This window comes from Pseudomonas morbosilactucae (assembly GCF_023241715.1).
In the GTDB taxonomy this organism is placed as follows: domain Bacteria; phylum Pseudomonadota; class Gammaproteobacteria; order Pseudomonadales; family Pseudomonadaceae; genus Aquipseudomonas; species Aquipseudomonas morbosilactucae.
The window spans coordinates 26,711-51,491 of the sequence record NZ_JALQCW010000002.1; the positions used below are offsets into that span (position 1 = coordinate 26,711).

At 64.7% G+C, this 24,781-nt stretch carries 18 protein-coding genes and 1 pseudogene; 15 read left to right on the forward strand and 4 right to left on the reverse strand.

All coding sequences use genetic code 11. The features are described 5' to 3' along the window. Positions 1-10: 10 nt before the first annotated feature. From tolQ to M1B34_RS00260, 3 genes are all read right to left on the reverse strand, one after another. Positions 11-721 carry a protein TolQ gene (gene tolQ, locus M1B34_RS00250; protein WP_268263715.1) on the reverse strand — a complete coding sequence of 237 codons (711 nt, stop codon included), beginning with the start codon at positions 719-721 and terminating at the stop codon, positions 11-13. A 96-nt stretch (positions 722-817) separates the two neighbouring features. Continuing rightward, on the reverse strand, positions 818-2,740 hold the full coding sequence (locus M1B34_RS00255) for a phytase (protein ID WP_268264112.1): 1,923 nt from the start codon (positions 2,738-2,740) through the stop codon (positions 818-820). A gap of 55 nt (positions 2,741-2,795) precedes the next feature. Next, the gene (locus M1B34_RS00260) at positions 2,796-5,321 is read right to left on the reverse strand and encodes a TonB-dependent receptor (RefSeq protein ID WP_268263717.1); all 2,526 of its coding nucleotides are present in this window, start codon (positions 5,319-5,321) and stop codon (positions 2,796-2,798) included. Positions 5,322-5,761: 440 nt separating this feature from the next. Between M1B34_RS00260 and M1B34_RS00265 the strand changes: the two genes are divergently transcribed. The 4 genes from M1B34_RS00265 (at position 5,762) to M1B34_RS00280 (ending at position 10,641) form a co-directional block, all read left to right on the forward strand. Continuing rightward, entirely contained in the window at positions 5,762-6,676 is a 915-nt protein-coding gene (locus tag M1B34_RS00265) for a GGDEF domain-containing protein (protein ID WP_123335940.1), read from the forward strand. 8 nt (positions 6,677-6,684) lie between these two features. After that, the gene (locus M1B34_RS00270; RefSeq protein ID WP_123335938.1) at positions 6,685-7,722 is read left to right on the forward strand and encodes an AraC family transcriptional regulator; all 1,038 of its coding nucleotides are present in this window, start codon (positions 6,685-6,687) and stop codon (positions 7,720-7,722) included. 186 nt (positions 7,723-7,908) lie between these two features. Further along, positions 7,909-9,534 carry an NADP-dependent glyceraldehyde-3-phosphate dehydrogenase gene (locus M1B34_RS00275; RefSeq protein WP_123335936.1) on the forward strand — a complete coding sequence of 542 codons (1,626 nt, stop codon included), beginning with the start codon at positions 7,909-7,911 and terminating at the stop codon, positions 9,532-9,534. A gap of 66 nt (positions 9,535-9,600) precedes the next feature. Beyond that, complete coding sequence (locus M1B34_RS00280; protein WP_123336131.1) at positions 9,601-10,641, forward strand: FUSC family protein; 1,041 nt, start codon at positions 9,601-9,603, stop codon at positions 10,639-10,641. 6 nt (positions 10,642-10,647) lie between these two features. Here M1B34_RS00280 and M1B34_RS00285 read toward each other — a convergent pair whose 3' ends face one another. Then, on the reverse strand, positions 10,648-11,541 hold the full coding sequence (locus tag M1B34_RS00285; RefSeq protein ID WP_268264113.1) for a DMT family transporter: 894 nt from the start codon (positions 11,539-11,541) through the stop codon (positions 10,648-10,650). 132 nt (positions 11,542-11,673) lie between these two features. Between M1B34_RS00285 and M1B34_RS00290 the strand changes: the two genes are divergently transcribed. The 11 genes and pseudogenes from M1B34_RS00290 (at position 11,674) to gspE (ending at position 24,779) form a co-directional block, all read left to right on the forward strand. Continuing rightward, positions 11,674-12,111, forward strand: a complete 438-nt coding sequence (locus tag M1B34_RS00290; protein WP_123335932.1) for an Lrp/AsnC family transcriptional regulator — start codon at positions 11,674-11,676, stop codon at positions 12,109-12,111. A gap of 304 nt (positions 12,112-12,415) precedes the next feature. Next, entirely contained in the window at positions 12,416-13,057 is a 642-nt protein-coding gene (locus M1B34_RS00295) for a response regulator (RefSeq protein ID WP_123335930.1), read from the forward strand. Positions 13,058-13,092: 35 nt separating this feature from the next. After that, positions 13,093-13,665 carry a type 2 periplasmic-binding domain-containing protein gene (locus M1B34_RS00300; RefSeq protein ID WP_268264114.1) on the forward strand — a complete coding sequence of 191 codons (573 nt, stop codon included), beginning with the start codon at positions 13,093-13,095 and terminating at the stop codon, positions 13,663-13,665. After that, the gene (locus tag M1B34_RS00305) at positions 13,599-16,751 is read left to right on the forward strand and encodes an ATP-binding protein (protein ID WP_268264115.1); all 3,153 of its coding nucleotides are present in this window, start codon (positions 13,599-13,601) and stop codon (positions 16,749-16,751) included. The genes M1B34_RS00300 and M1B34_RS00305 overlap by 67 nt, the downstream gene beginning before the upstream one ends. A 136-nt stretch (positions 16,752-16,887) precedes the next feature. Continuing rightward, the gene (locus M1B34_RS00310) at positions 16,888-18,474 is read left to right on the forward strand and encodes a lytic polysaccharide monooxygenase (protein WP_268263721.1); all 1,587 of its coding nucleotides are present in this window, start codon (positions 16,888-16,890) and stop codon (positions 18,472-18,474) included. A 243-nt stretch (positions 18,475-18,717) separates the two neighbouring features. Beyond that, positions 18,718-20,256, forward strand: a complete 1,539-nt coding sequence (gbpA, locus tag M1B34_RS00315; protein WP_268264116.1) for an N-acetylglucosamine-binding protein GbpA — start codon at positions 18,718-18,720, stop codon at positions 20,254-20,256. A 67-nt stretch (positions 20,257-20,323) separates the two neighbouring features. Then, positions 20,324-20,830 (forward strand): cytochrome b, encoded by a 507-nt coding sequence (locus M1B34_RS00320; protein ID WP_268264117.1) that lies wholly within the window; start codon positions 20,324-20,326, stop codon positions 20,828-20,830. Beyond that, entirely contained in the window at positions 20,827-21,360 is a 534-nt protein-coding gene (locus M1B34_RS00325; protein ID WP_123335921.1) for a type II secretion system protein N, read from the forward strand. Before M1B34_RS00320 ends, M1B34_RS00325 begins: the two co-directional genes overlap by 4 nt. 119 nt (positions 21,361-21,479) lie before the next feature. Beyond that, positions 21,480-23,077, forward strand: a pseudogene (gspD, locus tag M1B34_RS00330) (type II secretion system secretin GspD). After that, entirely contained in the window at positions 23,077-23,289 is a 213-nt protein-coding gene (locus M1B34_RS34290) for a hypothetical protein (RefSeq protein ID WP_268264118.1), read from the forward strand. Before gspD ends, M1B34_RS34290 begins: the two are co-directional and overlap by 1 nt. Continuing rightward, positions 23,286-24,779 (forward strand): type II secretion system ATPase GspE, encoded by a 1,494-nt coding sequence (gspE, locus tag M1B34_RS00340; RefSeq protein ID WP_268264119.1) that lies wholly within the window; start codon positions 23,286-23,288, stop codon positions 24,777-24,779. Before M1B34_RS34290 ends, gspE begins: the two co-directional genes overlap by 4 nt. The last annotated feature ends 2 nt before the right edge of the window (positions 24,780-24,781 follow it).

Here is a 24,781-nt window from a genome sequence, read left to right on the forward strand (position 1 = left end):
CACTCTCCTTTCAGGCGGCCACGGCCAGGTTGATCGGCGCGCCATGCAACGTGCGGTGCAGGCGCACCTGCAGCTCGTTGGCAAAGGCGTAATAGCGGGTCAGCAAGGTCTGGCTGCGGGCCGAGAAGCGGTTGTAGGCAATCACCGCCGGGATCGCCGCGAACAGGCCGATGGCCGTGGCGATCAAGGCTTCGGCGATGCCCGGGGCCACGGTGGACAGGGTCGCCTGCTGCACTTGGGACAGGCCGAGGAAGGAGTTCATGATCCCCCACACGGTGCCGAACAGGCCGATGTAAGGGCTGACCGAGCCCACGGTGGCGAGAAATTGCAGGCCCTTTTCCAGGCGCACTTCCTGCTCGCTGATGGCCACGTACAGCGCCCGTTCCACGCCTTCAAGCACCACCTCGGCCGGGTTGCCGCCGGACTGTTTCAAGTGGCCGAACTCCTGGTAACCCGCGTGGAAAATCTGCTCCACGCCGCCCTCGCCGTCACTGGCCTGGGCCGTCTCGCGGTACAGCGGCAGCAGCTCCGGCGCCCGGCGAAAACGCTGCACAAACTCATTCATCTGTTTTTCCCGCCCGCGCAGCACACGGCTGCGCTGGATGATCAGGTACCAGCTGAGCAGGGACGCCAGCAGCAGGGTCAGCATGACCGCCTTGACCAACAGGCTGGCGTCGCTGATCAGTCCCCAGATCGTCATGTGTTCGAGTGTGGCCTGCATGGTGAAACTCCTTTGCCTGATGCCTACGGGCCAACGCTGCACGCTGGCCTGTGGGCTATTCGATGAAAAATGGATGACCAATTGATGACGGGCCGATCAGGGCAACTGCAAGGCCCGTGTGACCTCGGCCCAGGGCACGAACTTGAAGTTCTGGGTCTGCTCGGGCATGCGCTTGCGGCCGTCCTGGACCACCAGCATGCCCTGGCTCCAGGGCCCGCCGAGGTTGACCGAGGTGACTTCCAGGCCGTCGGTTTCCGAGGCGCCATCGATCCCCGCCGCCGCATTGAGGCCGACGCGGAATGCGCCGTGGCTGGCGAACGGCGGCTCGGCGTCGAGCACCAGGTAGCTGTCGTTGCCTTGGCTGGAAATCACCAGGTAGTCACGCGCGGCGCTCTGGTACAGGGCCAGGCCCTCGACATCGGCCTGGAGCAGGCCGCCGACCTTGATCACGCTGGCCAGGGTCGCCGGTTGCTCGGGCCGGGCGTCCACGGCCCAGACGCCGACATCTTCCTCACCGATAAACAGCCGCTGGCGCTGGTCGTCAGCGACGCAGCCTTCCGGCTGGCTGGCCACCTTGAACTGGCGCACCAACTCGCCCTGCACGCTGCCGTTGGGTGCGCTCAGGCGGTATTGCACAAAGGTGCCGTCCTTGCCGTTGGCGATGGCGTACAACTCGCCGCTGGCAGGCTGGAACAGGCACATGCCGTAGATTTCCTTGAGCGGCGTGGGGATCTCCCCGGCTTCCCGCAATTCGCCACTGGCGCGGTCGATGGCGAACAGGCTGAGGCTGTTGTGATCGCGGTTGCTGGCCACGGCGAGGTCGACGGTCTGCTCGCCGAGCTTGAACCCGGGGCGCACATCGACGTTGTTCAGGCGCCCCACGGGCAGTTCCTGCAGCAGCTTGCCCTGCAGGTCGTACGCCAGCAGGCCCTGCTTTTTATTGGTGCCCAGCACCCGGCTCAGGGACGGTTGCTGCGGGTGCACCCAGATCGCCGGATCGTCGGCGGCATCGCCCTGGCGTCCCACCGGGTCGCTCTGCACCACAGGCTCCACGGTCGGCAGCACCGGGGGCAGGCTCGGCGGGGTCGCCTGCCAGTTCAACTGGCCCTGATACAGGCGCCCGTCCTCGTCATCGCGCAGCAGCACTTGCAGGCCCTTGCCACTGGCGCGCACGGCGAGATTTTCCGGCTCCTTGAGGCCCGCCAACGGCAGCGTGGCCTTGGCGCTCCAGCCTTTCTCCTGCTGCTGATAGAGGTGCAACTGCGCCGCCTTCGGGTCCAGGCCCAGCACCCCGCCCGGCATCAGGGCCATGGCCCCGGCGCTGTTCTTGATGTCGCCAAAGGGCGCGCGCAGGGCCACCGGGGCGCGCGCGGTGTCGGCTTCGGCATGGGCCGGGTACGCCCACCAGCCGACATTCTGTTCATTCACCAAGAGTTGCTGGGCACCATCGTCCACCTGGCAGAACTGCGCCTCGGGGGGGAGCGGCAGGCCGCGTACCCGCAGGGGCTCGGCATTCAATTGGGCACCCTTGCCCACCAGCCATTGCTCGCCCTTGCCCTCATCGCCTACCAGGAACAGAAACAGGTTGCTGGCTTCATCGCGGTACAGGCACAGGCCATTGACCGGGTAGTCGCGGGTGGGCAGGTACACCGGCTGCCCCCAGCGACGGGCCGCCGGATCGACGCTCACCAACAGCGCCTGTTGACGCTGGTTGTCGAGGCTGGCCACCAACAGCTGCTGGCCGGCGACGCGGCTGTCCAGGCCACTGAAGGAACCCTTGAGAGCCGCCAACTGGCGCCCCTGCTCGTCCAGCAGCAACAGGCCGTCACGCTCGCTGGCCAGCAACCTATCGGCGCCCAGGCCACTGGGCACGAACCCCAGGGCAGTCACCCCTTGTGGCTGCTCGGCCCAGGGCTTGAGGCTCAAGCCGGGCACGTTGGGCGCGGCCAGGGCGGCGCCACTGGCGAGGCCGATCAACAGGGCCAGCAGGGTATTTTTCGGGGCAAATAAAGTGCTCATCACAATCCTTGGTTGTCGATTCAGGCCGGCACCGCCAAGGGCGCCGGGCGGTGGCTCAGAAGTGGGTAAAGGTCAGGCCGAGCTTGTAGGTCGGGCCGTACTCTTCGTACTGGCCGTTGTAGGCGCGGTTGCCGGTGTAGACGAAGTACGGCTGGTCGGTGAGGTTCTGCGCCTCGAAGCTGACTTGCAGGTTCTTGCTCAGGGCGTACTTGGCGCTGAAATCGACAAAGGTCTGGGCGTCCACGTGCAGGTCATGGGCCTTGTCGTTGATGCCCGCCAGTTCGTAGAGGTAGTCCGATTTGTAGTTGGCCGAGACGCGCAGGCTGAGTTTGTCGTTCTCCCAGCCGAGCATCAGGTTGCCCACGGTGTCCGACTGGCTGGGCAGGTCGATGTCGCGCTTGCGATTGCGCCCGCTGGCCTGGTCGAAGCCCTCGATGCTCGCGCTGGAGCGGCTGAAGGTGCTGTTGGCGCCGACCAGCAGGCCGTTCCAGGGCGCAGGCAACCAGTCGAACTTCTGCGAGTAGGCCAGTTCCAGGCCGTAGAGTTTGGCGCTGTCGCCGTTGGCGAAGCTGTGGGCTTCGGAGAAGCCGGCCCAGGCGCCGCTGCCGGCCAGGTCGGTGTTGTAGACGAAGTTCTGGATGTCCTTGTAGAACACGAAGGCCGAGACGGTGCCGGCGCGGCCCATGAAGTGCTCGATGCCCAGGTCCAGGTTGCTCGACTCCAGGGGCTTGAGGTTGGGGTTGCCGAAGCTCGCCTCGTCGCCGTCAATGACAAAACCCGGGGCCAGTTGGCCGAAGGTCGGGCGCACCACGGACTTGGTCCAGGCGGCGCGCACCTGGGTGTTCTTGTCCAGCTGGTAACGGGCGTGCAGGCCCGGCAGCCAGTGGTGATAACGGCGTTGGGTCTGGGTGTCGGTAAAGGCGCCGTCGGTGACCCCGGTGCCCTTGGCCGAAAACTCGGTGCCCTCGTAACGCAGGCCGGCGATAAAGCGCCAGTCACCGATGTCCAGGGTGTTCATCAGGTAGCCGGCGTTGATGTCCTCGCTCATCTTGAAGTCGTTGACCCGGGACTCCACCGCGTCATAGAAGTCCGCCGCGTTGAGGCCGCCAATCAACTGCTCGATGGCGCCAGCGCTGATGCCCGGGCCGAACTGGCCGAGGCGATAGTCCACCGTGCCTTTCTGGAATTGGCTGAGGTTGAGCTGGTCGCTGGTAAAGCCCAGGGTGTCGAAGTCTTCATAGACCCAGGTTTCCAGGTCGTTGTCCTTGTTGCGTCGGCTGACCTTGCCGCCGAATTTGACCTGGGATGCGTAGCCCTTGAAGTCGTAGTCCCGGGCCAGGTCCAGGCGCAGGTTTTTCTCGGTGTCGGTGGTTTTCTGCTTTTCCCACTCGACCTTGCTCAGGCTGAAGTTGGCCGGGTCGTAGAAGCCGGGGCTGATGATCGGCCGAGGCTTGTCGTTGTCGTAGAAACCGCTGCCGCTGAAGTCGCTGTTGCCCTCGAACGTGGCACCGGCGATGTGCCCCGGGCTGTCTTCGCTGGAGCGGCTGTAGCCGGCTTGCCCGCTCAGAGTCCAGAGCCCGACCAGGCGCTCGCCGCCAAACACATAGGACTGGATTTCCTGGGTCTCGTCGCGCTGCTTGAGCTTGCGCTTGCCCTCGGCGTCACCCAATTCCCCCGCGGCCTGCGGGTCGGCGAATTCGATACTGGTGGAGTTGCGGGTCTCGCTGTCCTTGTAGCGGCTGTAGAGGGTGCGCAGGTAGTAGCTGCTGTAGTCGTCGGGCTTGTAGTCGAAATTCAGGCCGCCACCGGCGCGCTCGCGGCTGATGTCGTAGTCGCGCTGCTCGAACTCCTGCAGTTTGGCCCCTTGCTCGAAGTCCCAGGCGCCGCCGGTTTCCACGTTGTCGGAACCGAAGTCACGCTTCTGCCAGCTCAGGGCTGCGGCCACGCCGAAGTTGTCGATGCCGTCGCCGAGGCTGAAGCGGTTGCTCGCCGCACCGGAGAATTTCGGGCTGGTCTGGCCGCTGTTCTTGTCGTAGCTGGCCTCGCTGCTGCCGGTGTAGAACAGGCCTTTGTGGTCGAAGGCCGAAAGGCTTTTCACGTCCACGGTGCCGCCCAGGGAGTTGGCGTCCATGTCCGGGGTCAGGGTCTTGATCACCGACAGCGACTGCACCAGCTCCGAGGGCAATACGTCGAGGGCCACGGCCCGGCGTTCGCTCTCCGGGGAAGGCACCAGGGTGCCGTTGATGGTCACACTGTTGAGGTCCGGGCCCAGGCCGCGCACGCTGACAAAGCGCCCTTCGCCCTGGTCGCGCTCGATGCTGATGCCCGGCAGGCGCTGGGCGGCTTCGGCGACGTTCTGGTCCGGCAACTGGGCCACACCGTCGGCGTGCACCACGCTCTTGATGCTGTCGGCACTGCGCTGTTCCTTGAGCGCCTTGTCGATACTGGCGGCCTGGCCCACCACCTCCACGTGCTCGGTGGCGGCTGGCTCGGCGGCGCTGAGGCGCTCGCTGGCAATCGCCATGGCCAATGCGGTGAGCGTGAAGCTGACGAGCCCGACGTTGGCGCTGCGCTTGTACATGGTGGTCCTCCCCAAAGAATCCGCTGACGCCGGGCAAGGGGCCCGGCAACTGGGAGGGCACGCTAGGGGCGGCGAATGACGGTTCTGTGACAGGCCTGGGCGGCGCAAAGCGTAAAGGGCTCTTTGCCGGGGGATTGAGTCACGGAATGAGCTGAAATGACCCCCACGGCACCGAGGTAAAGGCTTTTGCAGGAGCGGGTTTGCCTGCGATGCCGTCTTGAGGTGGACGGTGGATAGGCGGGGGCCATCGCCGGCAAGCCGGCTCCTACAGGCGGGTTGGGGTTTGGCGAGGGACGGGAGGGCGCGGTATCGGGGCGAAAAAAATCGGCTGATGAGTGTGAGCTGATTCGACCCCGACGCGGTTTTTACGGGTGTCACCCGGCTGTCACAAACATCTGCTGTGCTGGCGCCCATTCATTCCTGGCAAAAGGATCGCGGCCATGTTCTCCGTGCTCAAACCCCATCGTTGGAAACTCGCCGTGCTGTTGCTCGCGGCCAACGCCGGGTTGCTGCTGCACCTGGCCTGCGGCGACTTGAAACGGTTCGATGAATGGGTCTGGCTCGACATCGTCGGTGAAGGTGGCTCGGCGCTGCTGGCCCTGGTCTGGCTGGGGCTGGTGCTCAAGAGCCGGCCCGCCGGGCGGGTCACCGACTACCTCGCGCTGGGCCTGAGCTGCATCTTCTTTTCCTGGTGGATCGACAGCCTCGACGAGTTCATCCGCCTGCCCGCCAGCATCACTTGGGACCACTGGCTGGAATCCGGGCCGATGCCAGTAGGCATGGTCTTGCTGACGATCGGCATCTACCACTGGCACCGCGAACAGTTGGCCATCAGCGCGCAAATGGAAAAACGCGAACGGCTGTTCCGCGAGCACCGGCTGTTCGACAAGCTCACGCCCCTGGGCAGCGCCGACTACCTCAAGCGCCAGTTGGTCGACACCCTGGAACACAGTCGCCAACACCAGCAGCCGCTGTCGTTGCTGGCCCTGGACCTGGATAACTTCGCCGCCATCAACCAGAACTACGGCCACGCCGAGGGCGATGCGCTGCTCCAGGCCCTGAGCCATTTGCTGCTGCTCAACCTGCGTCGCCAGGACCTGCTGTGCCGCCTGGCCGGCGACCGCTTCGTGGTGCTGCTGCCCAACACCGGCGAGCGCCAGGCCCGGCTTCTGGCCCAGGAGCTGCAACAGGCGATCCACAGCCTGGCCCACAAGACCCGGCAGCACGGCGAGCGCCTGCAGTTGTCGGCCAGTTGCGCAGTGGTGATGGCCCTCGACGAAACCCCGGAAGGCTTGCTCAAACGCCTCAACCTGGCGCTGGCCCGGGCCAAGCAGCCCCTGGCCAAGACGGCCTGAGGCGCACCATGACTCTGAAAACCACCTGGTACGAAAACGACAGCCGCTTTATTCCCGGGCATTACCAACCCGCGGCGCTGGTGGACCTGGCCCTGTCCCGGGACATCGACAGCCATCGCCTGCTGCGGGGCACCGGGCTGTTCCACGAAGACATCCTCGCCGGCCAGGCCCTGCTCAGCCCGCAGCAGTTTCTCGGGCTGATCGGCAACAGCCGGCGCCTGCTGGACGCCGACGACAGCAGCTTCCTGTTCGGCCAGCGCTTGCTGCCCGGGCATTACGGTGCCGCCAGCCATGCCCTGCGCCACGCCCACAGCCTGCACCAGGCGCTGGACACCCTGGTCCAGCACCAGGCCCTGCTCAGCCCCCTGGCTGCGCCGCGATTGCTGTTCGACGAGCACTACGCCTACTGCTATTGGCTGGACAGTTGTGGCGCCGGCGAGCACTGGCGCTTTCTGCTGGAAGCGAGCATGACCTCCCTGGCCGGCATGAGTCAGTGGCTCAGCGGCCAGCGCCTGCCCTGGGAATGCAGTTTCAGCCACGCCGAGCCGCGTTATGTCGAGCAGTACTGGGTGCACCTGGGGGAACACACGCAGTTCCAGCGCCCCCTGGACATGATGCGCATCCCCCGGGAGTACCTGGCCCAGCCCTGGCCCAACGCCTCGGCCACCGCTGGCCAGGTGGCACGCCTGGAAGCCGCCGAGCAGGGGCGGGAGCTGGGCTTTGCCAGCAGCTTTCTGGACTGCATCTACCTGTACCTGCAAACCCATGTGCGCCAGGCCCCCAGCCTGGAACAGGCGGCCCAGGCGTTCGGCATGAGCCCGGCGACCCTCAAGCGCAAGCTGCACAAACACCACAGCGGGTTCCAGCAACAGGTGGACCAGGTGCGCAAGCACGTCGCCCTGTACCTGTACCAGATCAAGGGCTGGCGCAACGAAGAGGTGGCCGAGTACCTCAACTTCAACGACGCGGCCAATTTCCGCCGCTCGTTCAAGCGCTGGACCGGCAGCACCCCGAAGCTGATCCGCCAGTTACTGGGCAGCGACTGAAGCACCGGCCAACACCCGCGCGAGGACAAGCGTGCGCCCGCTGAAAACACTCGGCTGCCGAGCGCGCCGCCCTGCCCCGGCTCAGTGAAAAATCCTTAAAGCACCGCGCCAGATAGGCGTATAAACCTTGGAGCGACGTTTCCACGGCCATCTGCGCACTGATTATTTCCAACACGGGGTAGAGTCATGACCACAGCCAATCGCCTGAACAACCTGTTTCCCGGCGCCGCCGACATCCCCGAGCCTTACCGCCTGGAAGGCCCGATCGAACAGCGTGACTACTTGGTGGATGGCCAGTTGCAGACCTGGGACGGCCCCCTGGCCGTGGTCCGCAGCCCGGTGTACCTGGCCACCGCCGACGGTGACCAACAAGTGATTCTCGGCAGCACCCCGCTGCTGGATGCCGACACCGCCCTCACCGCCCTGGACGCCGCCGTACGCGCCTATGACCGGGGCCAGGGCGCCTGGCCGACAATGCGCGTGGCCGAACGCATCCAGCACGTGGAAGCCTTCCTCGGGCGCATGCGCCAGCAGCGCAGCGCGGTGGTCAAGCTGCTGATGTGGGAGATCGGCAAGAACCTCAAGGATTCAGAAAAAGAGTTCGACCGCACCTGCGACTACATCGTCGACACCATCGATGCGCTCAAGGAACTGGACCGCCGCTCCAGCCGCTTCGAGCTGGAGCAGGACACCCTAGGCCAGATCCGTCGCGTGCCCCTGGGCGTGGCGCTGTGCATGGGTCCCTACAACTACCCGCTGAATGAAACCTTCACCACCCTGATCCCGGCGCTGATCATGGGCAACACCGTGGTGTTCAAGCCGGCCAAGCTCGGCGTGCTGCTGATCCGGCCGTTGCTCGAAGCCTTCCGCGACAGCTTCCCAGCCGGGGTGATCAACGTCATCTACGGCAGCGGACGCGAGACCGTCAGCGCCCTGATGGCCAGCGGCAAGATCGACATCTTTGCCTTTATCGGCACCAACAAGGCCGCCAGCGACCTGAAGAAACTCCACCCCAAGCCCCACCGTTTGCGCGCGGCCCTGGGCCTGGATGCGAAGAACCCGGGGATCGTGCTGCCCGAGGTCGACCTCGACAACGCGGTCAACGAAGCGCTGACCGGCGCCCTGTCGTTCAATGGCCAGCGCTGCACCGCGCTGAAGATTCTCTTCGTCCACGAAGACGTGGTGCAGGCCTTTATCGAGAAATTCAACGCCAAGCTGCAGACCCTGAAACCGGGCATGCCCTGGGAGCCGGGCGTGGCCCTGACGCCACTGCCGGAGAACAGCAAGGTCGACTACCTGCACGCCCTGGTGGCCGATGCCGTCCAGCACGGTGCCCAGGTCATCAACCCCGAGGGCGGCCAAGCCCGGGCCTCGTTCTTCTATCCGGCGGTGCTGTACCCGGTGAACCCGCAAATGCGCGTCTACCAGGAAGAACAGTTCGGCCCGGTGGTGCCCATCGTGCCCTACCGCGACCTGGACACGGTGATCGACTACGTCCTGGAATCCGACTTCGGCCAGCAGTTGAGTATCTTCGGCACCGACCCCGCCGAAGTCGGACGCCTGGTGGACACCTTCGCCAACCAGGTGGGGCGGATCAACATCAACGCCCAGTGCCAGCGCGGCCCCGACACCTTCCCGTTCAACGGCCGCAAGAACTCCGCCGAGGGCACGCTGTCGGTACATGATGCGTTGCGCACCTTCTCGATCCGTACCCTGGTGGCGACCAAATTCCTGGAGAGCAACAAAACGCTGATCAGCGACATCATCCGTCAGCGCGAGTCGAGCTTCCTGACCACCGATTACATTTTCTGACGTCCCACAGGAGGACCTGATCTGGGCCCGTTAAAGCGCTTGCGCGCATTCACCCTGCCACCGCTGTTGCGCCGTGTACTGCTGCCATTGCTGGACCCGTACCGGCGCTACCGCCACGCCAAACTGATCCACGCCGTGCGCGTGGCCCTCGGCCTGATCGCCACCATCGTGCTGACCACCGGGCTCAACCTGCCCCACGGCGAGTGGGCCTCGGTGACCATGCTGGTGGTGATCGGCGGCCTGCAACACCACGGCAACATCGGCAAGAAGGCCGCCGAGCGGGCCATCGGCACCCTGGTCGGCGCCGGGGTCGGGCTGCTGCTGATTATCCAGCAGGCCTACCTGGGCCTGCCCTGGGTCACCTACCTGGGCATGGCCACGGTCTGCGGGTACTTCTCCTACCACGCCATCGGCAAGGGCGGTTACACCGCGCTGCTGGCGGCGATCACCGTGTTTATCGTCGCCGGTCATGGCGACAATCAGGTCAGCGACGGCCTCTGGCGCGCCGTGGACATCCTCATCGGCATCGCCCTGGCCCTGGCGTTTTCCTTCGCCATTCCGCTGTACGCCGTGTATTCCTGGCGCTACAACCTGGCCAGTGCCCTGCGCGATTGCGCGACCCTGTACGGGCGCATTGTCGGCGGCCAGTCGGTGACCGACGACGAGCACCTGAAAATCCTCGGGCGCCTCAACAGCACCCTGCTGCAACTGCGCTCGCTGATGCCGTCGGTGTCCAAGGAAGTACGGATTTCCATGACCGAACTGGACGCCCTGCAGCGTCACTTGCGCATGTGCTTCAGCACCCTGGAAATCCTCGGCAACACCCGCCCCGATGCCAGCGATGCCCAGGCCATGGCGCAGATGCAAAGCCTGCTCAAGGATGAGCACCGGCAGATTCGCGTACTGCTGGTCGGCATGGCCCGGGCCCTGCAATCCGGCGCTATCCGTCGCCTGCAACAGCCTTGGCCCAGTCCTACTGCACCGGTCGTGGCCCCGCCGCTGTACAGCGAGCTGGACGGTTACCGGCTGCTGACCCGGCAACTGCTGAGCAACCTGGGGGAAATGCGCCAGCGCCTGGGCCACAGTGCGCCCCACTGGAAAATCTGAACCGTCTCAAGAACTCAGCAGCCGGCGGCGGCCCAGGCTCCAGCCCTGCTGCATGCCGGCCGCCGCCAGCAGAATCGCCGCTACACCCAGCCATTGCAGCGCTTGCAGGCGATGCCCGAACGCCAGCCAGTCGACGGCAATCGCCGCAATCGGGTAGATGAAAGACAAGGCGCCGGTCAGGGCCGTGGGCAGTTTCTGAATGGCCCCGTACAACAGCACGTACATCACTCCGGTGTGGAGCACGCCCAGGGTCACCAGGCTGGCCCAGGCGCTTGGCTGTTGCGGCAAGGCGTCAAAGTGGGCCCAGGGCGCCAGCAGCAGGACCCCGGTGCACACCTGGATCAGCGCGATCAGATGGGGCGGCGTGCCGCTCAGATGCTTGATCAGCAACGCGGCGAAGGCGTACAGCAGCGCCGCACCCAGGGCCAGGACAATGCCCAACAGGTAGTCGCTGCCCACCGCCCCCTGCTCGCCATGGGCACTGACGATGGCCAACATGCCGGCAAAGGCCAGCGCCAGCCAGGAGAGCTTTTGCGCGGTGATTTTTTCACCGAGAAACAACGCCGCCAGGCCCACCAGGATAAACGGCTGGACGTTGTACACCGCGGTGCCAATGGCGATCGAGGCCCGGGAGTAGGAAGCGAACAGCAGCACCCAGTTGCCGACAATCGCCACCCCACTGAGCACCGCCAGCAGAAAACGGCGGCTCGTCAGAATATCCTTACGCAAAAAGCCGAAAGCGCCGCAAATCAGCAGCAAGGCACCGGCACCGAACACACACCGCCAAAACACCACGTCCAGCACCGGCTGCCCGGAGACCAGCACAAACCAGCCAATGGTGCCGGAAATCAGCATGGCGACGGTCATTTCCAGGGATCCACGACCCAACGATCTGTCCATTTTTCAGGCTCCTCGACAAGAGCCAAAAGTATGCGGCGGACTCTTGCGCCGCTCCATGGACAATGCAAGGCTGCACGCTATCAACGCCTTTTTTATCAAGGCAAAAACGACCATTCACCTAACGAGGCTGCCATGCTGGATGGAATCGACCAATGCCTGATCAATGCCCTGATGGACGACTCGCGCCGCTCCCTCAAGGCCCTGGCGCAGATCAGCGGGCTGTCGGCACCGAGTGTCGCCGAGCGCCTGCGACGCTTGGAAGAACGCGGCGTGATCAAGGCCTATACCCTGGAAATCGACCCCAAGTTCCTGGGTTACCAACTCCAGGCCATCGTCCGTATCCGGCCCTTGCCGGGCAAATTGCAGGAGGTCGAGCGGCAGATCCTGGCGATCGCCGAGTTCACCGATTGCGACAAGGTCACTGGCGATGACTGCTTTATCGCGCGCCTGCAAGTGCGCGACATGGAGCAACTGGACAGCCTGCTTGACGGGCTCAACCACTTCGCCGAAACCAACACCGCGATCATCAAGAAGTCCCCGCTCAAGCGGCGTCTGCCCCCCATGACCTGAGCCCCGGGCGGCGCCTCGCACGGGGGCGCCGAACTGGCTGATCCAGCGCTTGAAAGTGCTCGCCTGCCCCCGGTTCAGAGGCGTTTCTTACGTCTTTTACCGCCATTACCTGCCTCAAACCCAGAGCTTTCCCAGTTCGTATCAGACGATTCTTAAAGTGCAGGCCGACGTCTTTTGGCCGCCAATTTCGGTGATACCCTGCGAAACCTCTGACCACCCCCCAGGCAAAAGGCCTGCCTCCTGCACCAGGAGCACGGCCTTGCTGCGCCCCCATGCCTGTCGAAAAGCCGAGTACTTGTGAACGATGTCGATCCACGTCCAGATAGCCGATGACCACCCGCTGACCCTTATTGGGATTCAGACCCTGCTGGAACGGCGCAGCAACCTGAAGGTGGTGGCCCAGGCCCACAGCGTGGAAAGCCTGTTGCAGAACCTGCAGGACCACCCCTGCGAACTGCTGCTCACGGACCTGATGATGCCGGGCGGGGAACAGGTGGACGGCATCCGCCTGATCCACCGCCTGCGCACTCGCTATCCACAATTGGCGATTGTGGTGATCACCATGCTCGACAACCCGGCGCTGATCAGCAGCGTGCTCAAGCTCGGGGTCCAGGGGCTGGTGAGCAAGCGCGGCCTGCTCAACGACTTGCCCAAGGCCATCAACGCCAGCCCTAGGGCGCCCTTTGTTTCGCCGTCGATGCAACGCCTGCTGGACACGCGCACGGCGGACCACGGCAAGCCCCTGCTGCAACTCGAGCAACTGTCCGCGCGGGAGATCGAAGTGCTGCGCCTGTACGGCTCGGGCATGAGCGTGGGGGCCATCGCCCTGCACCTGTGCCGCAGCAAGCAAACCATCAGCACGCAAAAAAGCAGCGCCATGCGCAAGCTCGGACTGGACACCGACGCCAGCCTGTTTTTGTACATCCAGGAACACGGCCTGTCCTGAGCCCTCGTCCGCGTCGCCCCTTGGAGCGTTTGCCCATGCCCCCCTTAGCGTTTTCTGCGCCTGCCACGCGGCGGTCCCGTTGCCGGCTGCTGTTCCCCCTGCTGGGCCTGCTCGGCGTGTTGACCCACTGCACAGCCCATGGCGCCGAGCCGCCGAACACCGAGGGCGGCACCCTGCCCCTGACCCGGCTGCTGGAAATGCGCAACGCCCTGCCCAGCAAGACCTTGCGTGTGGCCACCATCGCGCCGCCGGAGCGGCCCCTGGAAAGCGCCGGCAATCAGGTGCTCAAGGCCCTCTCCAATCAGTACCTGGACTTGATCGGCGACCAGCTCGGCCTGACCTTCGAGCGGGTGGAACTGCCCTCGCCCCAGGCCGCCATCCAGGCCTTGCTCGACCGTCGCATCGACCTGCTGCCCCGGGCCAGCGAGTTCGAGGCCCATGAACCCGGCCTGATCCTGAGCCAGCCCTACCTGGACAACCAGCCGATCATCGTCGTCGCAACAACGACCAGAGCCTGCCCCCGGACCTGTCGGGCAAACGCGTGCTGGTGCTGGAGAACTACCTGCGCCCGGCCATGGTCAGGCAAGCCTACCCGCAGGCCGAGGTGACCCTGGTGCGCACCACTGCCCAGGCCTTCGAACAATTGGCCAGCGAGCAGGCCGATGCCTTTATCAGCGATAAATTCCGCGCCAACCTGTACATGCAGGCGCGGCCCGACCTGGGCCTGCACAACAAGTTTGCCGCCTACTTGCCCAACACCGGTTTCGCCTTCGCCATGCGCCGCGACGACCGCGCCCTGCGCACCTTGATCGACTACGTGCTGGGCAATATTCCCGAGGCCCACAAGCAGAAGATCCAGCACAGTTCCAGCCAGCAGCCCTTTCCCTTCGCCCCCACCGAATCCTTCAGCCTGAGCCCCAAGGAACTGGCCTGGCTCGGCGCCCATCGACGGATCAGGCTGCTGGCCGAGGAAGCACCGCCCTACCTCTATCGTCGCGCCGACGGCCAGTGGGCCGGCCTGAGCATCAACCTGCTGCAGACCCTGGCCAGTACCTTGCGCCTGCAACTGGAGATCCAGCCCAGCCAATCCAAGGCCGGCGACCTGGCGCAGTTGCTGGCCGGCAACGCCGACCTCACCACCCGCAGCCTGGCGGTTTCCGATGGCGCCCGGGGGGTCGGTTTCAGCCAGGCCTACGGCACCCGCAACTGGGCCTTTATCATCCGTGCCGGCGACAGCTCCCCCAGTTCCCTGGAAGCCATGCAGGGGCGCAAGCTGGCGCTGCCGCGCAATCACCCCTTGCTGGGCTACCTGCGACAACGCTACCCAGGCATCCAACTGCTGCTCACCGAGCACTACCGCGAGGCCCTGGACCGAGTGCTGCAACACCAGGTAGACGCCACCCTCGACACCCCGGTGGGCACCGAAGCCCTGCCCGGCCAGGGCCTGCAATTCGGCCTGAGTTTCGAAGCCACGCCCACGCCTCATCAGTTCGCCGTGGCGCCCGGATCACGGGAGCTGCTGAGCATCCTCGACAAGCTGCTGGACGCCCTGGCCAAGACGCCGCAAAGCGACATTCAACTGATTGCCGAACAACGCCCCGACGCTGCGCTCTGGGAATGGATCGCCGAGCAAGCCTGGCACGTGCTGCTGGTGGCGTTGCTGATTTTCGTGCTGTCGCTGATCTGGAACTGGCGGCTGAAGCGCCAGATCAAGGAAACCAACAGTGCCCAGACCCGCTTGCAGGACAAACTGGCATTCCAGTTTTCCCTACTCAATGGTCTGCCGACGCCGCTTTACGTGTGTGACCTGGAAGGCCGCCTGAGCACCTGCAACCGGGCCTATGAAGAGTTTTTCAGCACCCGCCAGGAGCAGGTCCGCGAGCGCCTGCCCACGGAACAGCCGAGCATGCCGACGGACTTCGCCCAAGCCCTGCAAGAGGAACACCGCCAGCTGCTGGCCAACCATCGCCCGCGCTTTCTCGACACCCGTTTGTTGATCGACGGCCAGGAACGCTACCTCTACCAATGGCTGGTGCCCTTCTATAGCGCCCGGGGCGTGTTGCAGGGGTTGCTGGGAGGCTGGCTGGATATTTCCGAGCGCAAGCACTTGGAGCTCAAGCTGCGGGAAGCCAAGCAAGCGGCGCAGCGGGCCAGTGCCGCCAAGAGCGAATTCCTCGCCTCCATGAGCCATGAACTGCGCACACCGCTCAATGCCCTGGTGGGCCTGCTGGAGCTGGAGACCAGCAGCCGCCAATCACCGTCGCACCACCTGCGGGTGGCACAGCAATCGGCAACCTCGATGATCGACTTGATCGGCAATATCCTCGACCTGGACAAGATCGAGAGCGGCCTGATGCAACTCGCGCCCCACCCCACCGCCCTCGAACCGCTGTTGAGCAACAGCCTGGGGCTGTTCGCCGCCCAGGCCCAGGAGAAAAACCTGCACCTGCGCTTCGATTACCAGGCCACGCCGCACCGCCTGTACCTGGTGGATGCCCTGCGCCTGCAGCAGATTTTCCACAACCTGATCAGCAATGCCTTGAAGTTCACCGACCGTGGCAGCATCCAGGCCCGGGTCACCGAACGTGTGCTGCGCCCGGGCGTCAGCCTGCTGACCCTGAGCGTGCGCGACACCGGTATCGGCATCCCCCAGGCCTTGCAACCGTTGATCTTCGAACCCTATCGCCAGGCCAGCGCCCGCACCGCTCACCTGTACGGCGGTTCGGGGCTGGGCCTGAGCATTTGCAGTCAACTGAGCCAATTGATGGACGGCCATATCTGGCTGGAAAGCGAGCCCGGCCAGGGCTGCTGCGTGCACGTGGAACTGCCCCTGAAGTGGCAGCCGGCCCTGGCGCCGCCCCTCGAACTGCCGGCACCGCAACAGGCCACCCAGGCGTTGCGGGTGCTGGTGGTGGACGACGTCTCCACCAACGGCCTGGTGCTGACCCTGCAACTGCAGCGCCTGGGCCACCAGGCCCAGCATGTCAGCAGCGGCGAACAGGCGTTGCTGGCGTTGCGCGAGGCGCCCTATGACGTGCTGATCAGCGACTGCAACATGCCGGAGATGGACGGCTATGCCCTGACCCGTGCGGTCCGCGAAGACGAGCAGCGCCGAGGGCTGGCAGCGCGGCTGATCATCGGCTACACCGCCAGCGCCCTGAGCAACGAGGCCACCCAATGCTCCAACGCCGGGATGAACGACCTGATGGTCAAGCCGGTGACCCTGGCGCGCCTGCGGGAGGTCCTGAGCCACCACGCGCCCATCGACGCCGAGCCCCGAACGCAGCGCCCCTTCAACCTCGATCACTTGGACGAGGTGGGCAAGAACAGCGCGATCCTGCGCCGGCGCATCCTCCTGGAACTGACCCAGAACCTGCTGCAGGAAATCACCCAGTTGCGCCTCGCCGACCTGGCCAAAACACCCCAGGTCATCGGTGACCTGAGCCATCGCCTCAGCGGCGTTGCCTGCCTGATCGATGCCCGCGAGATGGCCGCCAGCTGCCATGCCCTGCGCAAGGCCAACACGCAACAACCGGCTGCCGTACGCCGCTGCCAGACTGAGCTGCTGGCGACCCTGGAACGCATTTTCGACCAGGCCAAGGCCGATCTGGCGGCCCTGCGCCAGCCATTCCAGCCCTGGTCGCGAGGCATCGCCCGGGCGCCCCTGGTGCAATCTCGTACCCGTCCCATTTAAGCCGGTCGCTGCTGTTCCTACCCTGGCGCTTGCTTTCGAGGGGCGCCAGACAGGGATCCCGGCCATCACTGGAGCCGCCACATCCTTCCCCACGATCGCCTGTTGAATCCAATAATTTCCAACCAAGGATCAATCGATGATCACGTTGCACCGAGCCCGTTCATTCCTCAAGTTGCCCCTGGCCATGGCTATCGGTATGGCTTCGCTCGCGGCTCAACACGCCAGCGCCCACGGTTACATTGAAAGCCCGAAAGCCCGGTCGTTCATGTGCAGTGCCGGTGGTGGCAACCAGAACGGCAACTGCGGCCCTGTCGCCTACGAACCCCAGAGCGTCGAGTACTTCGGCACCCCGGGTGGTGGCCGTGAGCACTTCCCGAGCAACGCCAAGGCCTGCACCGGCGACTTCCGCACCTGCGGCCCGGCCGACGGCACCATTGCCGCCGGTGGCATGATCGGCTTTGCCAAGCTCAACGAACAGTCGAGCAGCCGCTGGACCAAGAACACCGTCAAGCCGGGCCCGCAGACCTTCACCTGGAAGTACACCGCCGGCCACGCCACCCGCTACTGGCAGTTCTACCTCACCAAAAAAGACTGGAACCCGAACCAGCCACTGACCCGCGACTCGTTCGAGATGACCCCGTTGCTGGATGAAAAGTGGAACGGCAGCATGCCGGCCAAAGCCGGGCAGACCACCCGGCACGTGGTCAATATCCCGGCCGACCGCAGCGGTTATCACGTGATGCTGGCGACCTGGAAAGTCCACGACAACTCCAACACCTTCTACTCGGTGGTGGACCTGAACATCGATAACGCCCACGCCGTTGAATCGCAATGGCACGCTATCGGCGCGGTGCAGCCCGAACCGCTGAAGGTCGGCGACAAGGTCATGACCCGGGTGTTCACCCACACCGAGCAACAGGCCAGGCAAGTGGTGCTGGACATCGATTCGGCAGCACTGGCCAACGAAAACGTCTGGCCGTTCGAACTGGCGAAGAAGGTCAACGCCGCCAAGCTCGGCTACCAGATGGGCTTGCTGGACGACAAGGATCAGATCGTGCCCAACCGAGGCCAGAACAGCATCTTCGTCAACAAGGGCAGCGACATCAGCAACGTGGTCATCGCCAAGGAACTGGCCAGCCAGCCGAGCGAACTCAGCGTCACCGGCGTGCAGCCTGAATACACCGCGAAGAACGGTCAGGTCGACCTGCACTTCAACGCCATCGTCAAGGCCAGCGACCCGAAAGACGAGCACATGGTCTTCGCCAAGGTGTTCGACACCACAGGCAAGACCCTGGCCTATGAACATGCACCGATCGGCAACCTGACCCCGCACTTCTCGATCTCACTGAACGACATCAAGGCCGGAAAATACGATCTGGTGGTGGTCTCCAGCTCGAAGAAAGGCGAACTGATGCAGCAGACCGCGCGCTTCACCGTGAAGGCTGAAGAGAGCGTCGGTGGTGGCGAGAAGCCCGGAACCGGTGGTGACAAACCGGGCACCGGCGGCGACAAGCCCGTTGAAGGCGGCCAGTACGACCACGTCTTCCCACAAGGGCTGAGCGCCTACAAGGCCGGCACCCGGGTCCTGCAACCCAAGGACGGCAAGACCTACAAGTGCAAGGCGCATCCGTACAGCGGCTACTGCGTGCAGTGGAAAGCCGGCGCCACCCAATACGAGCCGGGCACCGGTAGCCACTGGGGCATGGCCTGGGATCGCCAATAACCCCTAAAACGACGCGTTGAACATTGAGCGTGGCCAATCAGTGCCACGCTTTTTTTTGCCTGCCAGGCAGGCACTGGAGAACCACTCTCGTACTCGTCCCATGGGACCGCCCCGCCCCGCCCCGTAGCCTGTTTCTGCTCTCGGGGACGCGCCGGCACGGACGCCCGCCGCCCTATCAGGTCGGACCCCATCCGCAACCCCGAGACCTTTTGTATTCACTTCCAATCGCTCAAGGCTTTCTCAATGATCAACTCCAACCGAGCCCGCTCGTTCCTCAAACTGCCTCTGGTCCTGGCCATGGGTGCTGCCGGTCTGGCCGCGCAACAGGCGTCCGCCCACGGTTACATCGAATCCCCCAAGGCTCGCTCCTTCATGTGCAGCAGCAGTGGCGGCCAGCTCAATGCCAACTGCGGCGCCATCACCTATGAACCGCAGAGCGCCGAGTACATCGGTCGCCCGGGCGGCGGCTTCTCGCACTTCCCAAGCAGCGCCCAGGCCTGTACCGGTGACTTCACCCAATGCGGCCCAGCCGATGGCACCATCCCCGCCGGCGGCCTTGACCGCTTCGCCGAGATAAACGAGCAATCGGCCACTCGCTGGACCAAGACCACCGTCAAGCCGGGCCCGCAGACCTTCACCTGGAAGTACACCGCCGGTCACGCCACTCGCTACTGGCAGTTCTACATCACCAAAAAAGACTGGAACCCGAACCAGAAGCTGACCCGCGATTCCTTCGAGCTCAAGCCCCTGCTCAACGAGCCCTGGCCAGCCCTGAACACCCCGGCCCCTGCCGGTGGCAAGACCCAGCACACCGTGAACATCCCGTCTGACCGCAGCGGCTACCACGTGCTGCTGGCCACCTGGAAAGTCCATGACACCGACGCCACCTTCTACAGCGTGGTCGACCTGAACATCGACAACGGTGCGGTCATTCCGTCGTCCTGGACCACCGTGGGCGCGGTACAGCCCCAGGCGCTGAACATCGGTGACAAGGTCAAGACCCGGGTGTTCAACGCACAGGGCGAAGTGAACGCCAAGCAAGTGGTACTGAACATCGACTCCGCCGAGCTGGCCAAGGCCGACGTGTGGCCGCGCGAACTGGCGAAGAAGGTCAACGCCGCCAAGCAGGGCTACCAGATGGGCCTGCTCAACGACAAGGACGAAGTGGTGCCGAACTTCGGCAAGAACGACATCCTGGTCAAGCAAGGCAGCGACATCGTCAACGTGATGATCGACAAGGAACAGGCCGCCAAACCAGGCGAACTGGCCATCACCGGCATGCAGCCCGAGTACACCCTGAAGGACGGCAAGGTCGACCTGCACTTCAACGCCATCGCCAAGGGCGGCGACTACACCGTGAAAGCCACGGTGTACAACGCCAAGCAGGAAAGCGTGGCGTTCCAGCAGGCCCCGGCCGGCAACACCCCGCACTTCTCCATGGCCCTCACCGGCCAGAGCCCGGGCAAGTACGACCTGATCGTGGTGGCCACCTCGAAGAAGGGCGACCTGCTGCAACAGACCGCCAGCTTCACCCTCAAGCAGGAACAAAACAGCGGTGGCGGTGAAGACGGCGGCGAGAACGGTGGCAAGTACGACCACGTGTTCCCTCAGGGACTGAGCACCTACAAAGCCGGCACCCTGGTCCTGCAGCCTAAAGACGGCAAGACCTACAAGTGCAACCCATTCCCGTACAGCGGCTACTGCATTCAGTGGAACAGCGGTGCCACGGCGTTCGAGCCAGGCGTAGGCGCCAACTGGCAATCGGCCTGGACTCGCCAGTAAGTCACACCTTCGTCAACTCCAGCGTGGCGCCCCGGCGCCACGCTGCCTTTTGCCTGTCATGCCCCCTATGCCTACTTGCAATGACTCAAGACCCCAGGTGCTGCTGCACTGGACCTTCGCCGCCATCATCCTCTGGGCGACAGCGAGCGGGTTCGGCAGCGCCGTACTCGACCTGCCCACGGCCCTCGCCGACGGCATCAGCTTTATCAACGTGTCGTTGACCTTCATGCTGATTCCGCTACTTGGCCTGAAAATCCTCTGTGCCCTGGACCGTCAACCAGCGGCGCACACCCACCGGGCGCTGCGCTGGCTGGCCAAGGCCGGCCACCTGGCGCTCTACCTCACGACCGGCGTGGTCCTGCTCAGCGGTGTGCTGATGATGGAGCGACCGATCAACCTGTTTGGCCTGCTGTCGCTGTACCAGCCGCTGCAGGAACCGCTGCTCACGCGTTTTTTCAACGTCGTGCACCAGCACGCCTGCGTGGCCCTGGCCCTGCTCGGTGCCGGGCACGTGGCCGCCGTCGCGCTGCACCACTGGCGCGCTGAAAAACGCCTGCGGCGCATGGCCCTGTGAACGCCTTGCGCCTTTGCCCGCGCAGCGCCCTGCGGGCCGGCGCGTGGCTGTTGCTGCTGAGCTGGCTGGCCTGGCTCGCCCATGACAGCTGGCGGTGGTTGCAGACCCTGGACAGCCTCGGCAACCCGGCAACCGTCCAACCCTCGGCGCCTGCCCATCAGCCGCCAGACACGGCGGCCATCGCCCGCTTGTTCGGAGTGCAAGCCCAGGAGGCCGGCGGCGACCCGCCTGCGGTGCCCCTGACCCTGTTGGCAAGCCTGGTGGAAAGCCGCTCGGAACTGTCCCGGGCGTTGATCGAATCGCCTGAAGGCAGCCGTTTCTACCGCCTCGGCGAGCCCTTGCCCGGGGGCGGCAGCCTGCGTGAGATCGGCACCACCCAGGTGCGTATCCAGCGCTATGGCGAGGAGCAGGCCCTGTCACTGAGCAGCCCTGCCAGCCCTTTGCTGATTCCATTGCCTGCCACCGACGACCGGCCTTCAAGCAACGCCATGCAGGCCGAGCACAGCAGCCCTGTCCCACCTTCCTTGTGACGCCCCAAGACATCATGAAACGAGCATTTATCGCAGGTTCCCTGCTGGCCCTCGGCACGCTGATCGGCCCCCTTCACGCCACTGAAAAACTGCCCCTGGCGCAGCAGTGGACCCTGAACATGAAAGACGCGGAACTGCACGACCTGGTCAACGAAGTCGGGCAGATCACCGGCAAGACGATGATTCTCGACCCGCGCCTGAGCGGCAAGGTGACGGTGCAATCGAGCACCGCCATGGACCAGAAAGGCATCTATTCGCTGTTTCTCACCGCCCTGCGCAGCCAAGGTTACGTGGCCATGGACCAGGGCGATCGGGTGCTGATCCTGCCGGTGGCCGAAGCCAAGACCAAGGCCCATGTCAAAGCCAGCGGAGCCAGTGAAGAGTTCGTGACCCAGGTCATCGAGCTGCACAACGCCAATGCCAGTGAAGTGGCCGCCGCCATGCGCCCGCTGGTGGCTGTGGATGCCTACATGGCACCGTCCACCACCTCCAACGCGCTGATCGTTTCCGACAGCGCCAACAATGTGCAGCGGGTGCGCCAAGTGGTGGAAGAACTGGATAACGCCGGTGGCCGCCAGTTCAACATCCTCCAGCTCAAGCACGCCTGGGCCGGCGATGTGGCCAAGACCCTGAGTGACAGCCTGACCGACAGCAACGGGGCCCAGACCAGCGCCAAGGCGATTGGCGATGCCCGCAGCAACCGCCTGATCCTGGTGGGCCCGGCGCCCATTCGCCAACAGATGCAACGCCTGGCCCAGAGCCTCGACGTACCGAACAATGCCGGTGAAAACGCCCGGGTACGACGCCTCAACCACAGCGATGCGAAGAAACTCGAAGAGCTGCTCAGCGGCATCGGCAAGCGCCTGGAATCCGGCGGCCGCGGTGACGGTCAGAAGCAGGACAACCCAGTGCTGGTGAGCGCCGACGAAAGCCAGAATGCCCTGGTGCTGATGGCCTCGCCGGGGCAACTGGCGACCTTCGAAACCATCATCGACGAACTCGACCAGCCCCGCGCCCAGGTGCTGGTGGAAGCGGCCATTGTCGAAGTCAGCGGCGACATCAACCGGGCGTTGGGCGTGCAGTGGGCCGCCGGCCGGGGCAACTGGGGCGCGGCCAGCAACTTCAACAGCGCCGGTATGACCATCGGCACCCTCTTGGGCAACCTGGAAAGCGGCAAGAGCCCGACCTTGCCGGACGGCGCGGTGATTGGCCTGGGCAGCAGCAACTTCGGCGCGCTGATCACCGCCCTGTCCAGCGACTCCAACAACAACCTGCTGTCCACCCCGAGCCTGCTGACCCTGGACAACGAGCAGGCGGAAATCCTTGTCGGCCAGAACGTGCCGTTCCAGACCGGCTCCTACACCACCGACACTGCCGGGGCCAGCAACCCCTTCACCACCGTGGAGCGCAAGGATGTGGGGATCACCTTGAAGGTCACCCCACACATCAATGAAGGCAACTTCCTGCGCCTGAAAGTCGAACAGGAAAGCTCCGAGCTGGCCGCCGCCCCGCCGGGCATCAGCACCAGCGATGTGATCACCAACAAGCGCTCGGTCAAAAGCACCATCTGGCCAATGACGGGCAGATCATCGTCCTCGGCGGCCTGATCAAGGACAACGTCAAGGTCCAGGTGAGCAAGGTGCCGTTGCTGGGGGATATCCCCTGGGTCGCCGGCTGTTCAGCAGCAGCAAAGAGGTCAACGAGAAGACCAACCTGATGGTGTTCCTGCGCCCGACCCTGCTGCGCAGCAGCGGCCACGCCGACAAGCTCAGCACCCAGAAGTACAACAACCTGCGTTCCCTGCGCACCCTGGACGGCAAGACCCGGGGCCAGTTGCCGCAGAACCCGCACCAGCTGTTCGACGCCAACAGTGACGGCGATCAGGGCCTGATCGACATGCGCGCCACCGAAGCCGCGCAACAACCATGATCACGCCCATCGAAAGCCCACGCCTGGCCTTTGCCTACGCTCGCCGCCATGGCGTGGTCCTAGAACATCAGGCCCAGGGCGCCGTGCTCTATTGCAGGGCCAATACGCCCTGGTCAGTAATCGCCGAAGTACGCCGCTTCAACGGCGCGCCGCTGCGCAGTGAAGTGCTCGACGAACCGGCCTTCGCCGAGCGCCTGGCGACCCACTATCGCGACGGACAGGACGGTGCCAAACAGGTGGCCGAGGGTTTGGGAGAACAGTTCGACGAAGAGTTCGACCTGTGCAGCCTGGCCGACCAGTTGCCGAAAACCACGGACTTGATGGAGCAGGAAGACGACGCGCCGATCATCCGTCTGATCAACGCGATCCTCAGCGAGGCGGTGAAAAACAAGGCGTCCGATGTGCACTTGGAAGCCTTCGAGGAACACCTGTCGGTGCGTCTGCGGGTCGACGGTCTGCTGCGCGAAGTGCTGCGGCCCCGGCGCGAGCTGGCGACCCTGCTGGTATCGCGGATCAAGGTCATGGCCAAGCTCGACATCGCCGAAAAGCGCATCCCCCAGGACGGCCGCATTGCCCTGCGCATTGCCGGCCACGAGGTGGATGTGCGGGTCTCGACCCTGCCCTCCAGCCACGGTGAACGGGTGGTGATGCGCCTGCTGGACAAGCAGGCCGGGCGCCTCGACTTGGGCCACCTGGGCATGAACCCGCAGGTGCGCCAGCGCCTGGAACACGCCCTGCACAAACCCCACGGCATCCTGCTGGTCACCGGCCCCACCGGCTCGGGCAAGACCACCACCCTGTACGCCGGGCTGGCCAGCCTCAACAGCCTGGAACGCAACATCCTGACCATCGAGGACCCGGTGGAATATCACCTCACCGGCATCGGCCAGACCCAGGTCAACGCCAAGGTCGACATGACCTTTGCCCGGGGCCTGCGGGCGATTTTACGTCAGGACCCGGACGTGGTGATGGTGGGCGAAATCCGTGACCGCGAGACGGCGGAGATCGCCGTCCAGGCCTCCCTCACCGGGCACTTGGTGCTCTCGACCCTACACACCAACAGCGCCATCGGCGCGGTAACCCGCCTGGTGGACATGGGCATCGAGCCGTTCCTGCTTTGCACCTCGTTGCTGGGGGTGCTGGCCCAGCGCCTGGTGCGCCTGCTGTGCCCCGAGTGCAAGGCGCCCCATGCCGCCGACCCGGCGGCCTGCGAACGCCTGGGCCTGAGGGTTGAAAGCGCGCCGATGTTGCATCGGCCAGTGGGTTGCCCGAGCTGCCAGCAGTCGGGCTATCGCGGCCGCCGGGGGATCTACGAACTGGTGCTGTTCGACGACACCCTGCGCCAGTTGATCCACACCGGCGCCGGTGAATATGACCTGGTGAACCACGCCCGCCAGCACAGCCCGAGCCTGTTCGACGACGGCCAGGCCATGGTGCTACACGGGCTCACCAGCCTGGAAGAGTTGCTGCGGGTGACCCAGAGGGACTGAAG

Excerpts from the sequence above, each read along its gene's own strand:
- tolQ (WP_268263715.1), bottom strand. The coding sequence starts at position 721 with ATGCAGGCCACACTCGAACACATGACGATCTGGGGACTGATCAGCGAC.
- M1B34_RS00255 (WP_268264112.1), bottom strand. The coding sequence starts at position 2,740 with ATGAGCACTTTATTTGCCCCGAAAAATACCCTGCTGGCCCTGTTGATC.
- M1B34_RS00260 (WP_268263717.1), bottom strand. The coding sequence starts at position 5,321 with ATGTACAAGCGCAGCGCCAACGTCGGGCTCGTCAGCTTCACGCTCACC.
- M1B34_RS00265 (WP_123335940.1), top strand. The coding sequence starts at position 5,762 with ATGTTCTCCGTGCTCAAACCCCATCGTTGGAAACTCGCCGTGCTGTTG.
- M1B34_RS00270 (WP_123335938.1), top strand. The coding sequence starts at position 6,685 with ATGACTCTGAAAACCACCTGGTACGAAAACGACAGCCGCTTTATTCCC.
- M1B34_RS00275 (WP_123335936.1), top strand. The coding sequence starts at position 7,909 with ATGACCACAGCCAATCGCCTGAACAACCTGTTTCCCGGCGCCGCCGAC.
- M1B34_RS00285 (WP_268264113.1), bottom strand. The coding sequence starts at position 11,541 with ATGGACAGATCGTTGGGTCGTGGATCCCTGGAAATGACCGTCGCCATG.
- M1B34_RS00290 (WP_123335932.1), top strand. The coding sequence starts at position 11,674 with ATGCTGGATGGAATCGACCAATGCCTGATCAATGCCCTGATGGACGAC.
- M1B34_RS00295 (WP_123335930.1), top strand. The coding sequence starts at position 12,416 with ATGTCGATCCACGTCCAGATAGCCGATGACCACCCGCTGACCCTTATT.
- M1B34_RS00300 (WP_268264114.1), top strand. The coding sequence starts at position 13,093 with ATGCCCCCCTTAGCGTTTTCTGCGCCTGCCACGCGGCGGTCCCGTTGC.
- M1B34_RS00310 (WP_268263721.1), top strand. The coding sequence starts at position 16,888 with ATGATCACGTTGCACCGAGCCCGTTCATTCCTCAAGTTGCCCCTGGCC.
- gbpA (WP_268264116.1), top strand. The coding sequence starts at position 18,718 with ATGATCAACTCCAACCGAGCCCGCTCGTTCCTCAAACTGCCTCTGGTC.
- M1B34_RS00320 (WP_268264117.1), top strand. The coding sequence starts at position 20,324 with ATGCCTACTTGCAATGACTCAAGACCCCAGGTGCTGCTGCACTGGACC.
- M1B34_RS34290 (WP_268264118.1), top strand. The coding sequence starts at position 23,077 with ATGGTGTTCCTGCGCCCGACCCTGCTGCGCAGCAGCGGCCACGCCGAC.
- gspE (WP_268264119.1), top strand. The coding sequence starts at position 23,286 with ATGATCACGCCCATCGAAAGCCCACGCCTGGCCTTTGCCTACGCTCGC.